Source organism: Streptomyces sp. 7R007, assembly GCF_054850255.1.
In genome coordinates this window covers 37801-50343 of sequence record NZ_JBTWMV010000036.1, presented here as the reverse complement: position 1 = coordinate 50343, position 12543 = coordinate 37801, and the positions used below count along the sequence as shown (strand labels likewise).

Below are 12543 nucleotides of genomic sequence, written 5' to 3'. Positions count from 1 at the left end.
GAGCCACCCGATGATGCGCCGCAGCAGCTGCTGTCGTCCGCAGAAGTACCAGCCGGTCTCATCTCAGAGGCCGGCGCGGCCATAGCTGAAGTAGCCGCGGAAGGAGATGTCGGACTTCGCCACGCCGTGTTCGTTGACCAGGTGGCGGCGGATCCCGGTGGCCAGTGAGGATTCGCCGGCCGTGAAGGTGTGGAAGCGGCCCTCGGGAAGGCGGGCTTGTCTCACCGCCTCCAGAGCGAGGACGCCCGGTTTCGCGCCCGCGTCGGTGCGGGGCAGCCAGTGGACGGTGGTGCCCGGTGGTGCCTGTATGTCGCTTCGGATGTCCTCGGGTGACGGAACTTCCAGGAACACCTCGGCGGGCAGGTTCGCCGCGGATTGTTCCAGGATGGCGAGGATCGCCGGAAGGGCGCTCTCGTCGCCGACCAGGAGTTGCCAGGCGGCGCCGGGGGGGCGCGTAGCTGTGTCCCTCGTCGAGGAAGGTGACCTTGGTGCCGGGCTTGGCAGCCAGTGCCCATCGGGTGCCTGGGGTGGTCGCACTGGCGGACGTGTCCACTCCGTGGAGGGAGATCTCGATGTCGAACGCCGACGCGTCGGGCCGAAAGCGTCGGATCGAGTAGGTCCTGACCCGCGGACGGTGTTTGCCGCGCTGGAACGTGAGCTGGAGCATCCACCGCTCGCTGGTGGGGAGCAAGACCGCCGTCGCGTCGTTGTCGGGGTCGGCGAAGAACAGACGTCCTGCCTGATCAAAGCCTGACTGCTCCAGGTACTGGACGTCCTCGCCGCCCAGCGTAACGGTCATGAAATGCGGACTGGGCTGCTCGCTGCCCTGCACGGTCAGCGACAGCATCCGTCGCTTGCGCGGGCGCTGGATCCGGGAGGCCATCGCTACCTGCTTCGGGTGCCGCACTTGGGCTTCGTTGGGGTCATCTGACCACTGTCGGCGTGGTACTCCATCCGGGACCACCGGTAAACTGACGCCTGATGCCGACAACCCGCCATCCTTCGCCGATGGTCACTGGCGCAGAGGATCAGATCCTGCGAGGCGGTGCCTGGCTGCCGCACGGCTTTCAGTTGGACCCACACAGCCACGTCCAGGGCCAGCTGGTCTACGCCGCCGCCGGAGCCCTGGCCACCGCGACGGAGCGCGGCACCTGGGTCGCCCCGGCGGACCGGATCACCTGGACGCCCCCGCGCTTCGCTCACTCACACCGCTTCTACGGCCAGACCGATGTACGGCTGGTGTCCGTGCCGCTCGACCTGTGCGCCGACCTCATCGATCACCCCACTGTCTTCGCTGTGAGCCCGCTGCTGCGCGAGGCCCTATTGACGCTCACCGACGAACCGGAGCGGCGGGCCGGCGCCCACCGGCGTCTTCTCGCCGTGATCGTGGACGAGTTGGCTGATGCGGCCGAGACCTCTCTGCACCTTCCCGAAGCCAGTGACGACCGGCTGCGCGCCGCCACCGATCTGCTGCGCGCGGACCCCGCCCGGCCTGTCACCCTGGCCGAGCTGGGTCGAACGGTGGGGGCCAGCGAGCGCACGCTGAGCCGCCTGTTCCACACTGAGTTGGGCATGAGCTTCCACCGCTGGCGGACCACCCTGCGCATGCATCACGCCTTGGCGCACCTGACCGACGGGATGACGGTGACGCAGACCGCGGTGGCGTGCGGCTGGTCCAATCCTTCCACCTTCATCGACGCCTTCACTGAGGTCGTCGGCCAGACACCCGGCCGCTACCAGGCCGGGCTTCGCCTCCACGGGCGCTAGCTGCTGCCACGGCCGACATGCCTGAGTTGCGCTGGCCGAGTACGCGGTGAGCGCGGTCGGAGTTGCTTGGCGGGTTTCCGGTATCAGGTGTCCACTTACCAGTGGATCACAGCATGCCCAGCCTTTCACAGTGGAGAGCGAGTAGGCGCCCGCCCTCACGGCGGGCGCCGTGGTGTACGCCCTCGGCGCGTTACCGACCACTGTATGGATCACGAAAGGCCCGCACGCATGACTGAGACACACGACGACACGGCCGTCGTCATCATCGGGGCCGGCGTCGCCGGTCTGACCCTTGGCAACTTCCTGCTGCGTAACGGCGTCGACTGCATCGTGCTGGAGAAGCACCCTCGCGCCTACGTCGAGAAGCGCCAGCGCGCCGGAACGATCGACACCTTCGGGGTACGCCTGTTCCGCGAGTGGGGCTTGGAGGAAGTCCTGACGGGCGATCCGATCCCGCTCAACGAGGACGGCTTCTACCTCGACGGCCGCGCGCTGCCGCTCGACGTGGACGAGGACGACAACGAGAACCTGTACTGCCCGCAGCAGGTCCTGGTGCGCAACCTCACCGAGGTCTTCCTGTACGAGGGCGGTGACCTGCGCTACGAAGCCGCGGACGTTGTCCTGGAGAACTTCACCCTGGGCCACCCCGTGGTGCGCTACCAGGACGCCGGGGGCGCGGCGCGGGCCATCGAGTGCGACTTCATCGCCGGCTGCGACGGCTTCCACGGCGTCTCCCGGCGCTCCATCCCCGCCTCTGCACTGACCGAATATTCTCACGAATACGGCTACTCCTGGCTCAGCGTCCTGGCCGCCACCGAAACCAAGCCCTCGGGCATGGCGATCCACGAACTGGGCCTGGCAGGGATGATCCCCCGCGGCCCCGAGGCCAGCCGCATCTATCTGCAGTGCGCGGTCGACGACACCCCCGAGCGGTGGCCGGACGAGCGCATCTGGAGCGAGCTGGAAGCCCGCTTCGGCACTCCGCCCTCGCGTGGCGAAATCCTGTCCAAGCAGATCATTCCGCTGCGTAGCGTGGTGTTCGACCCGATGAGCTACGGCAGGCTCTACCTGTTGGGCGACGCCGCGCACATCGTGCCGCCGATGAGCGCCAAGGGCATCCACCTCGCTCTGCACGACGCCGAGGTGTTCGCCCGCGCGGTGATCCGCCAGGCCAAGGAGGGCGACTCCAGCCTCCTCGACAGCTACTCGCAGACCTGCCTGCCGCACATCTGGAACTACCAGGCGTTCGCAACGTGGATCACCGACACCATGCACAACGCCGGATTCACCGGCTACGAAGGCGAGTTCAAGAAGCAGATCGCGCGCGCCGAGCTCCAGCGCCTGTTCGCCTCCGAGCCGGCGAACAAGCTGTTCAGCGAGCTGGCCGCCGGCACCAACTAGAAGTCGCTCAGACGCGGTGGTCTTCGCCCGAGCCCGGGCCTCTGGGCGGGGTCGGACTCCGCGTTCCGAATTGCGCTGGGCAGCATCACCGCCGGATGGCGCCCTCGCCACGTCCCCGATCGGACCGGCGCCATCCGCCGCGTCCCTGAAACGTCGGCGGTGCGGGAGCGTACGGCACGGCCCGTCCAGCACCAGCTGGCCGCGGTAGCCCGCGGGATCGGCCTGTGTCTGCTGGTACGGGGGCTGGCACCGGCTTCGGTGCCAGCCGCGTCGTAGGGCTGTGTGCCGCCGTGCTCGGGGTGGGTTACGCCGAGGCGGCGTACTGGGCGCGGTTGCCGAGGCCGGAGGGCCAGGGCGGGAAGCCAGGGGCGGGCGTGTCCTGGCTGGTGGGCGGGGCGGCGATGTCCCCGGCGTGCTTGCTCTGGAGCAGGACGAGTTTGCCGTCGCGGACGACCACGGCATCGATGCCGGTGTCGCAGGCGGTGCCGTTGCGACGGGCCTGGCCCGGGCGGTGACGAGGTGGGTGAGGCCAGAGGTGAGGACCGCGCGCTGCTCGGCGGGGGCGAGTCCGGCGTAGACGTGGCTGACGGCGAGGCCATACACGGGAGTCACGTCACCGCCCGACCGGTACCGCGGTGCCAGCCGCCGCCGATCACCACGCCTCAGGTGACACGTCGGCAGAAGGCGTGGGAGCCGACCCGCCGCTGTGCACTCGAGGGCCTGGAGACGCGCATGTCCCAAACAGGCAATCCGTCATGTCTGCCAGAAGAAAGACCTGGCCGCGGATCTGGGGGTTCACTATCGGCCACCTCGACGAAAAGGAGCCGCAACATGCCCGAGGAAGCCAGGTCGGAATTCTGGAAGGGCCTCAAGCCGATCACCGACTCGGTGAAGCCCGACGCGCAGCCGGAGGTCTACCTGTCCCAGGTGGCCACCGACGACGACCGGTACTACGCGCCGCTCAGCGAGACCGTCGGATCGCGCCCGCTGTGGATCAACGTCAAGGACAACTCCTGGGCCGACATCCTCTGCGCCAAGCAGGCCGGACTCGTCAACCGGCACTACCACCCCCACGAGGTGTTCGCGTACACGATCTCCGGCAAGTGGGGTTACCTGGAGCGGCCCTGGACCGCGCAGGCCGGTGACTTCATCTACGAGGCGCCGGGCGAGGGACACACGCTGGTGGCCTACGAGAGTGACGAGCCGATGAAGGCGTTCTTCATCGTCAAGGGGCCGCTGATCTGGCTGGACGAGGACGGTGGAACCGTCGGCTACTTCGATGTCCACGACTACATCGAGTTGTGCCGGAACCACTACGAGAAGGTCGGCATCGGTGCCGACTACGTCAACTCACTCTTCCGGTGACCCTGTGTCCCACCGCTCGAACGAGGTTCCGATGCCACGTAGCCGTAACCGGGTCCGGCCTGACGCAGAAACACCCACCGTGATCGACGGCGCAGCACACCGCTATGAGAACCGGCTGTTGCTGATCCTCTTCCTGGCCTTCGGATTCGTCTTCTTCGACCGCCAGGCGTTGCCCTTCCTCGCCCCGTACATCAGCAAGGACTTCCACCTCTCCAACACCGAGCTCGGCACACTGTCCGGAGTGCTGGCCCTGACATGGGCCCTGTCCGGGCTGGTCGCCGGCCGGCTGTCGGACAAGCTCGGCAGACGCAAACCCATTCTGATCGCCGCCGTGGTCCTCTTCTCCTGCTTCTCCGCTGCCGGCGGGCTGATGACCGGCTTCCTCGGACTGCTCTTCGCCCGAGCCCTGATGGGCGTGGCGGAGGGGGCCGTGCTGCCACTGGCCCAGTCACTGATGGTGGAGGCCTCCCGGGAGAGCCGTCGCGGCCTCAACATGGGGCTGCTGCAAGGCTCTTCGGCAGGTCTGATGGGTGGGATCCTCGCCCCATTGGTGGTGGTGTGGATCGCCGAGGCCCACGGCTGGCGGACGGCGCTGCTCGTGACGATCGTGCCAGGTCTGCTCATCGCGGCCTGGATCGCGAAGTCGGTCCGGGAAGTACCGCCCGGCGGCCGTGTCCAGACCACCGCCGAGGCGATGCCCGACTCGGCCGCCGGTCCCAAGCCGTCGGTGCGGGAGGTTCTGAGGCATCGCAACATCGTCCTGTGCATGGCGGTCGCCTGCTGCTTCCTCACCTGGTTCATCGTCATCGTCACCTTCACCCCCTCGTACCTGCTGACCGTCAAAGGCTTCTCCCCGAGCACCATGAGCGGAGTGATGACCTGTCTGGGCGTGGGATGGGTGCTGTGGGGTTTCCTCACCCCGGCTGTCTCCGACCGCATCGGCCGCAAGCCGACCATGATCGCCTTCTCCGCCACAGCGGCCCTGTGCCCGCTCGCGATGGTCTACGTCACCGATCCGGTGCTGCTGGGCCTGGCGGTCGTGCTCACCTACACCGGACTCGGCTGCTTCACCCTGTTCATGGCCACCATCCCCGCCGAGACGGTGCCCCGCGGCGCGCTGGCCACCGCACTTGGGCTGGTCATGGGCGTCGGAGAGCTGGCCGGCGGCTTTCTCGCCCCGGTGATCGCAGGGCGCGCGTCGGACGTCTGGGGTTTGCAGACGGCCATGTTCATGTCCGCCGGCGGCGCCATCGTGGTCGCCCTGCTGTCCCTGGGCCTGCGGGAGACCGCGCCGCGGGTGCTGCGTCGGCGGTCCGAGCGGGCCGCAGCCGCGCTCGGACCGGGCCCGGTGGTTGCGGGAGCGGCCGAGTGAGCGCCGGCACGCAGCGTATGCAGGCTGCTGTCTGGTACGGAGCCAAGGACGTCCGCATAGCCGAGGTGGACGTGCCCGCACCCGGACGCGGAGAGGTACTCATCGAGGTCGCGTACTGCGGCATCTGCGGCAGTGATCTGCACGAGTACGCCGACGGACCGCACGCCATCCCCGTCATCGAGCCGCATCCGGGCTCCGGCGCCACGGCTCCGCTCATCCTTGGCCACGAGTTCTGCGGGACGGTGGTCGCGCTCGGGCCGTCGGTGACCGGCCTGACCGTGGGCGACCGAGTGGCGGTCGAGCCGAACTACCGGTGCGGGGTGTGCCCGCGGTGCCGGGCGGGCGAGTACAACATCTGTCGGCACTTCGGGTTCGCGGGGCTGATGGGGAACGGCGGCATGGCCGAGTACGCCGCCGTGCCCGCTTACATGGCGCACCGCCTGCCGGAGAACGTGTCGCTGGAGCAGGCTGCGCTCTTCGAACCGGCGTCGGTCGCCCTGCACGCGCTGCGGCGCGCCGGGGCCACACCCGGGAGCGTGATGGTGGTGGGCCTTGGCCCGGTCGGCCTGCTCACCGTGCGGCTCGCTGCGGAACGCGAGGTGCGGCGCATCGTCGCCGTCGACGTCTCTCCAGGCCGGTTGCACCGCGCCTCCGAATGGGGCGCGACCGATCTGGTCGACGCCCGTCTGGAAGAGGGTGTGGCAGAGCGGATCCGTGAGCTGACCGGCGGTGAGGGCGTCGATGTCGCGTTCGAGGTGGTCGGGTCCGAGAGCACCCTGCGTGCCTGTCTGGACGCGACTCGGCGTGGTGGGCGGGTCGTCCTGGTCGGCCTGGCGCAGGAGATGTCCCTGGACACTTTCGCGCTCGTCAACAACGAGCAGTCGATCGTCGCCAGCGTCGGTTACCGGGACACCTATCCGGAACTCATCCGGCTCGTCGCGGAACGAGGGCTGGACCTGACACCGCTCGTCACCTCGACCATCGCCCTCGACGCCCTGGTCCCAGACGGTTTCGAGGCGCTGCTGGAGGGCCCGGGTCACCAGATCAAGATCCTTGTCGACCCCGCCGAGCGCAGTAAGCGGCTCGGCTCCCGCGAGGCATCAGCCGGGACACGACGCGTGCGACCTCGGACCGGGGGAGGAGGGTCTGAGGCCAGCACACCGTGATCGCCCGCGGGTGAGCGGCAGGGCCGGCCCCCAGCCGCCCGCGCGGACGGCGCTCTCCGGCCGAGCGGTCAGCGGCCGAGCCCGGATGAACGGCAGTCGCGGGAGCGCGGCGGCATCTGATGCGGCCGCTGTGCTCCCTGCCGTGGGCGCTCTCGCGTGGGTGGTGCTCGGACGGGACCGGTTCGGCCGGGCGACGGGATGTGCAGGCTGATGCAGCGCTCACCGCCGCCTGCTGTGCGACAAGGGCGCGGTCGCCCCGGTCGAGGCCGGTATCCCGACCGGCCCAAGCGTGCGGGTTCCGCCGGCCCCCGTGCGGAAGCCGGGCTCGGCCTCAGTACGCCACCCGTGACGCGGCACCACACCGGCGGGTAGCCTCGCCCCGAGACAACACCAGGCACCTCGACGGCCCCGCACGTCAGCGTACGAGGGCCGGCCCAGCGGCCGCGACAGTTCCCTGTCCCCAGTGGCAGAGCGGTCCTGCACCACCGTGAGCACGGATGCACGGGCTGGAAAGGAGATTCAGGTGAACGCGCCTATCGTCTCCCACGTGTCCACGCAGTCGGTCGATCCGGCGGATCGCATCGACTTCTGGGAGGAACACAACCGACAGGCTCTCGTGGGTCTGACCTGTTCGACGTACTCGCGACATGGCCTGGTGGCCACGGAGACGAACGTTGAGCTGGGAGACCTGCGGCTGGCCGAGATCGCCGGCAACGAGCACATCATCGAACGCAGCCCGCGGACCTGTCGGACCCTGCCGAAGGACTCGATCTTCGTCACCCTGCTGACAGCGGGCTGCGGGGTCTTCTTCCACGAGGACGGCTGCGTCAGTCTCCAGCCGGGGGACCTGATCCTCTACGACACGCGGCGGCCCTATCTGTTCGGGTTCCCCGCTCCCATGCGTCAACTGCTGGTGGACATCCCCCGAGAGGTGTTCGCCGCGCAATGTGCCGCCGACGAGGTGTCCGCGCCGATACTGCTCGGCAGAGGGTCGGCCGCAGAAGGAGCCCAGGCTTCTGCCCTGGAGGCCGTTCTGGCTGAATGCGTCACGGGGCGGGGCGGCGCAAACCCGGTCAGTACCCAGGCCACCGTGCTGGACCTCGTCCGTACGCTGGCGGCGGCACGGCTGGGCGGCTCCGTGTCGCCCGCCATGGTCTCCCAGCTGGCAGTGGCCAAGGACTACATAGCCCGCCATCTTGCCGACCCCGGGTTGAGCGCGGGGCGGGTCGCCCAGGCGATCGGCGTGTCAGCGCGGCACCTCAGCCGTATCTTCCAGCCCACCGGGGTGAGCCCCTCCCGGTACATACTCGAACAGCGGCTCGACAGAGCCCGGCAGGTGCTGGCCGATCCAAGCTCCCGGCATCTGACGATCGCCGAAGTCGCCCACTGCTGGGGGTTCGCCAGCCAGGCCCACTTCACCCGCGTCTTCCGCAGCCGTTTCGGACGCACCCCAGGGGAAACGCGTCCATTCACCCTCTAGACCTGCGGTTGCGTCGCACCGGGGCCGGGAGTGCCTGCGAAGGGGCGTGGGCGCCCATCTCTGCCGGATCGCTACAGGCCCCGGCGTGAACTGTCGCGTCCCGAGACGGTTCAGGTCGGTACTGCGATGCCGTCTGCGTTGGAAGGCCGCCTGCGGGTGGGGCCTGCGTGGCATGGTGATCTGTCAAGCCGCCGGGTGAGCCGGACGCCAACGGTGCAACGGCCGCAGGGGCGACAACCCCACCGGGGTACTGTCGAACGTATCGCTCGCCGGGCACTGGGTCTCCGCCCAGTCAGCAGCTGATGCAGAACGCCTACCCCTCCGCTGCCGTAATCGCGTGCCCGCCGGTGAGGGTGGTGCCCCGCGGAGTGGTGGAGCCATCCGGGCCGTGCGGCTCCGTCCAGCGCGATGAAGCAAGCGCCGGCCGGCCACACCGTCCCCTTGAGCTGCGGAGTCGCGAACTCCGCATCGCTACACCACGTCGCGGGTCGCGATCCGGGGCGCGGTGTCGTTTTGTGGGCGGAGGTGCCGGCATGCCGTCGGTGGTGGGTCTGCTGGAGGAGCGTGAACGCGCCGCAACTGGTTGCGGTCGATACGGACCACGTCCGTGAGGGCGTGCGCGTCGCCCTTGCCGCTCTTGGCTCTGGACGTGCCGTGCCGCTCTTTGAAACAGGCGGCCTTCTGTGCCCAGGGGATCTGGGCGGGGTCGCCGACGTGCCATCGCCGCCTTCGACTGCCGGGTCCGCGGTCACCGCGCTCCACTCGCCCCCGTCAGGCGTCGTGTCAACTCGGGCCACACCTGCGGGTCATGGCCTGGAATCAGCTCGTATCCCTTGTCGGCCGCGATGCGTTTGAGGCGCCGGATGGGTTCGACCGTCGCCTCGGGCGGCACTCCGATCGACGTGCCGGCCGGCCGCTCTTCGGCGATGTTCTGCGTGAGGTCGGCCGCGTCGCAGGCGAACACGTAGCCGCCTCCCTCGGCGAGGTCCACGACGAGGCTCTGGTGGCCCGGGGTGTGTCCGGCGGTCAGGACGGCCGTGACGCCCGGCGCGATCTCCTGGTCGCCGTCCGCGAGACGCCAGTCGATGCGCGGATCGTCGAAGTCCACCCGGAAGATGGTGTTGCGTTCCACTTCCGGCCGCCCTGACATCCCGAACTCCAGCTCCGTTCGCTGGATGTGCACGGGCACCCGCCCGGCGAAGTGCTTCAGGCCTCCGGCGTGATCGGCGTGCAGGTGGCTGATGGCGACCGCCGAGATGTCGTCCAGGCCGACGCCGGCCGCGGCGAGTGCCTCCTCCAACGGCTCCCCAGGGCCGGGTAGCTGTGGCTGGTAGGAGGGGGAAGGATAGAAGCGCCGCCGCAGGGCGGCATTGCGCAGCAGGGTGGCGTTGAACCCGGTGTCCAGCAACAGCCACCCGTCCTGGCACTCCAGCAGGACGCCCGGCACGGGTTCCCGCACGCGTTCGGCACGGGAGGCGCCGTGCACCGACACGGCCCGGGGCAGTTCCTCCCAGCCCAGCAGGAGCGGCAGCACGCGTCGCACGCCGTGTCGGGTCATGGTGCTCCTCTGCGGGCGATGGTGGGCCGAGCCTGGGGTCACAGGTCGAGTTCGAGGACCGGTGAGGCCGCGCGGCTCACGCAGATCATCATGGTGGTGGCGGTCGCGCGCTCTTCCGGGCCGATCACCGTGTCGCGGTGGTCGGGCGTCCCGGCCACCACCGGCGTCTCGCAACTGCCGCAGTAGCCCTCCTCGCACGAGGAGGGCACCTCGGGCACGTGTGCGCGTACGACCTCCAGCAGGGACCGGTCGGCAGGCACCGCCAGTCGCAGTCCCGACTTGCGCAGGACGACGTCGAACTGCCCCTGGCGGACCGGTGTTTCGGGTTCGGCCGGTCCGAAGCGTTCGAGGCGCAGCGGGCGGGACGGCACGGCCGAGCGGCACAGCTCGCTCACCGCGTCCAGCATCGCCGCGGGGCCGCAGGCGTACACGGCGTGGTCGGCCGGTGTGGCGGCGAGTTCGGCGGCCAGGTCGGGCAGTCCCGCCTCGTCCTGCGGTACCAGGCTGACCCGGTCGCCGCCGAGGGCGGTGAGCTCTTCGGCGTAGGCCATCCGCGAACGGTCCCGGGCGCCCAGGACGAGCCGCCACGGCAGGCCCCGGGAGGCCGCGGCCCGGGCCATGGGCAGCAGCGGGGTGACGCCGATGCCGCCGGCCAGCATCAGGTAGCCGGGGGCAGGTTCCAGCGGGAAGCGGTTGACCGGTCCGTCCACCGTCAACTCCCGCCCGACGAGCGCTGTTTCGTGCAGCTCGCGGGATCCGCCCCGGCTGTCCGGCGCGCGGTGCACGGCGACCGTCCAGGCCCCGCGGTCGTGCGGATCGCCGCACAGCGAGTACGGCCGCCGCAGCCCCGACGGCAGGGTCAGCTCCACGTGGGCACCGGGCTGCCAGTCCGGCAGCGCACCGCCGTCTCTGCGGGCGAGCCGCAGTTCCAGGACGTCCTGGGCGATCCAGCGTGCCTGCCGGACCAGCAGCCGCAGGGAGGGGGAGGGGCTTGCTTCAGAAGACACGGAAGTACTCCCGTTGTTCCCAGTCGGTGACCGATTGGTCGAAGCGGGCGATCTCGGCGCGCTTGACGCCGGTGTAATAGGCCACGAAGTCCTTGCCCAGACGGTCCGTGAGCGCCTGGTCGGCCTCCAGCGCGTCGAGCGCCTCACCCAGGGAGCGCGGCAGCGGCTCCGCCCGGGCCGCGTACGGTTCGTCGGCGGCCGGACCGGGGTCGAGGTCGTGTGCCACACCGTCCAGGCCGGCCGCGAGCTGGGAGGCCAGGTAGAGGTAGGGGTTGGCGGCCGGCTCGCCGATGCGGTTCTCCAGCCGGGTGGAGGAGGGCCCATCGCCCAGGACGCGGACCATCGCGCCGCGGTTGTCGCGTCCCCACACCGCGCGGTCGGGTGCCAGGGACAGGGAGCGGAAGCGCTTGAAACCGTTGAGCGTAGGGGTGGAGAACGCGCTGGTGGCCCGGGCGTGGCGGAGCAGTCCGCCGAGGAACGCGCTGCCGTAGGGCGACAGTCCCGGCCCGTCGGCGCACGGGGCGCCCGGCGGCGGGGCGAAGACCGCCTCGCCGCCGCGCAGCATGCTCTGGTGCAGGTGCCAGCCGCTGGAGAAGACACCGGGCAGGTGGGGGCGGCACATGAACGTCGCGTGGTGGCCGTGCCGGGCGGCGACCTGCTTGACCGCGCTGCGCAGGAGCACCATCGCGTCGGCCGTGCCCAGGCCGTCCGCGGGACGCAGCGTGATCTCGACCTGGCTCGGCCCGAACTCGACTTCCAGGCTGCGCAGCGGCAGACCGAGGGCCTCGATGTGGGTGCGGAGCACGTCGAGCAGCGGGTCGAGTTCGTCGTAGCGCAGTTCGCTCAGGTACTGGTAGCCGTGGTTGAGTATGCCGACCTCGGGCGCGGCCCCGGGCTGGCCGAGGTCGGCCGGGCCCAGGCGCGCGTCGTCGAGCCGGAACAGGTGGAACTCCACCTCCAGTCCGGTGCGGTAGGCGAGGCCGCCGGTCTGGCCGAGGACCGAGCGCAGCAGGCCGCGCGTGCACAGGGGGACCGGTGCGCCGGAGGTGAAGCGCAGGTCGCACAGCAGCCAGCCGGTGCCCGGTGACCACGGCAGCATCCGGAAGGTGAGCGGGTCGGGGACCATCACCATGTCGGCGGCGCCGCGTAGTTGGGGAAGTCCGAGCGGGGTCTCCTTGGTGAACAGCGGGAAGACGGTCCGGCCGGAGGTGTCCTTGGCGAGCAGGGAGGAGGCGATGCCGGTGCCGTCGCGCAGGACGGTGGGCACTTCGGAGGCGGTGACGGTCTTGCCGCGCAGCAGTCCGTGCTGGTCGGCGAAGACCAGCCGCACGACGTTCAGTCCGCCCCCCTGGGCGCGGTCGCGGATCTCCTGGGCGGCGGCCGTCTGCTCGGCCGTCCACCCGGCGTGGCGTTCGACGAATCCCACG

11 protein-coding genes and 1 pseudogene are annotated in these 12543 nt (G+C 70.0%); 6 read left to right on the top strand and 6 right to left on the bottom strand.

What is annotated here, in order from left to right:
• Positions 1-63: 63 nt before the first annotated feature.
• Together ACYF6T_RS33195 and ACYF6T_RS33190 are read right to left on the bottom strand one after the other, a co-directional pair.
• Positions 64-537, bottom strand: a complete 474-nt coding sequence (locus ACYF6T_RS33195; protein WP_461701153.1) for a siderophore-interacting protein — start codon at positions 535-537, stop codon at positions 64-66.
• Positions 530-799, bottom strand: a pseudogene (locus tag ACYF6T_RS33190) (siderophore-interacting protein); the annotation flags it as partial. The pseudogene ACYF6T_RS33190 and the gene ACYF6T_RS33195, both read right to left, overlap by 8 nt.
• Before the next feature lie 182 nt (positions 800-981).
• Between ACYF6T_RS33190 and ACYF6T_RS33185 the strand changes: the two are divergent.
• Positions 982-1767: a helix-turn-helix transcriptional regulator gene (locus tag ACYF6T_RS33185; protein WP_461701152.1), complete on the top strand. Its 786-nt coding sequence runs from the start codon at positions 982-984 to the stop codon at positions 1765-1767.
• 228 nt (positions 1768-1995) lie between these two features.
• Positions 1996-3168 carry a 4-hydroxybenzoate 3-monooxygenase gene (locus ACYF6T_RS33180; RefSeq protein ID WP_461701150.1) on the top strand — a complete coding sequence of 391 codons (1173 nt, stop codon included), beginning with the start codon at positions 1996-1998 and terminating at the stop codon, positions 3166-3168.
• A gap of 304 nt (positions 3169-3472) precedes the next feature.
• On the opposite strand, the gene ACYF6T_RS33175 is transcribed toward ACYF6T_RS33180, so the two are convergent.
• Positions 3473-3625, bottom strand: a complete 153-nt coding sequence (locus ACYF6T_RS33175; RefSeq protein ID WP_461701148.1) for a hypothetical protein — start codon at positions 3623-3625, stop codon at positions 3473-3475.
• Positions 3626-3999: 374 nt separating this feature from the next.
• Between ACYF6T_RS33175 and ACYF6T_RS33170 the strand changes: the two genes are divergently transcribed.
• The 4 genes from ACYF6T_RS33170 to ACYF6T_RS33155 all read left to right on the top strand — a co-directional run bounded on the left by ACYF6T_RS33170 (position 4000) and on the right by ACYF6T_RS33155 (position 8551).
• Positions 4000-4533, top strand: a complete 534-nt coding sequence (locus ACYF6T_RS33170) for a 2,4'-dihydroxyacetophenone dioxygenase family protein (RefSeq protein ID WP_461701146.1) — start codon at positions 4000-4002, stop codon at positions 4531-4533.
• A 79-nt stretch (positions 4534-4612) separates the two neighbouring features.
• Positions 4613-5905, top strand: coding sequence for an MFS transporter (locus ACYF6T_RS33165; protein WP_461701144.1), 1293 nt, complete (start codon positions 4613-4615; stop codon positions 5903-5905).
• Positions 5902-7071 carry a 2,3-butanediol dehydrogenase gene (locus ACYF6T_RS33160; RefSeq protein WP_461701143.1) on the top strand — a complete coding sequence of 390 codons (1170 nt, stop codon included), beginning with the start codon at positions 5902-5904 and terminating at the stop codon, positions 7069-7071. The genes ACYF6T_RS33165 and ACYF6T_RS33160 overlap by 4 nt, the downstream gene beginning before the upstream one ends.
• A 547-nt stretch (positions 7072-7618) precedes the next feature.
• Entirely contained in the window at positions 7619-8551 is a 933-nt protein-coding gene (locus ACYF6T_RS33155) for a helix-turn-helix domain-containing protein (protein WP_461701141.1), read from the top strand.
• A 748-nt stretch (positions 8552-9299) separates the two neighbouring features.
• Here the strand turns inward: ACYF6T_RS33155 and ACYF6T_RS33150 are convergent.
• Genes ACYF6T_RS33150 through ACYF6T_RS33140 form a run of 3 tightly spaced genes read right to left on the bottom strand, consistent with a single transcriptional unit; the run spans position 9300 to position 12542 of the window.
• Positions 9300-10109 carry an N-acyl homoserine lactonase family protein gene (locus ACYF6T_RS33150; protein ID WP_461701140.1) on the bottom strand — a complete coding sequence of 270 codons (810 nt, stop codon included), beginning with the start codon at positions 10107-10109 and terminating at the stop codon, positions 9300-9302.
• Positions 10110-10147: 38 nt separating this feature from the next.
• Positions 10148-11116, bottom strand: coding sequence for a PDR/VanB family oxidoreductase (locus ACYF6T_RS33145; protein ID WP_461701139.1), 969 nt, complete (start codon positions 11114-11116; stop codon positions 10148-10150).
• Positions 11106-12542, bottom strand: a complete 1437-nt coding sequence (locus ACYF6T_RS33140; protein WP_461701137.1) for a glutamine synthetase family protein — start codon at positions 12540-12542, stop codon at positions 11106-11108. The genes ACYF6T_RS33145 and ACYF6T_RS33140 overlap by 11 nt, the downstream gene beginning before the upstream one ends.
• Between the last annotated feature and the right edge of the window lies 1 nt (position 12543).

Excerpts from the sequence above, each read along its gene's own strand:
- ACYF6T_RS33185 (WP_461701152.1), top strand. The coding sequence starts at position 982 with ATGCCGACAACCCGCCATCCTTCGCCGATGGTCACTGGCGCAGAGGAT.
- ACYF6T_RS33180 (WP_461701150.1), top strand. The coding sequence starts at position 1,996 with ATGACTGAGACACACGACGACACGGCCGTCGTCATCATCGGGGCCGGC.
- ACYF6T_RS33170 (WP_461701146.1), top strand. The coding sequence starts at position 4,000 with ATGCCCGAGGAAGCCAGGTCGGAATTCTGGAAGGGCCTCAAGCCGATC.
- ACYF6T_RS33150 (WP_461701140.1), bottom strand. The coding sequence starts at position 10,109 with ATGACCCGACACGGCGTGCGACGCGTGCTGCCGCTCCTGCTGGGCTGG.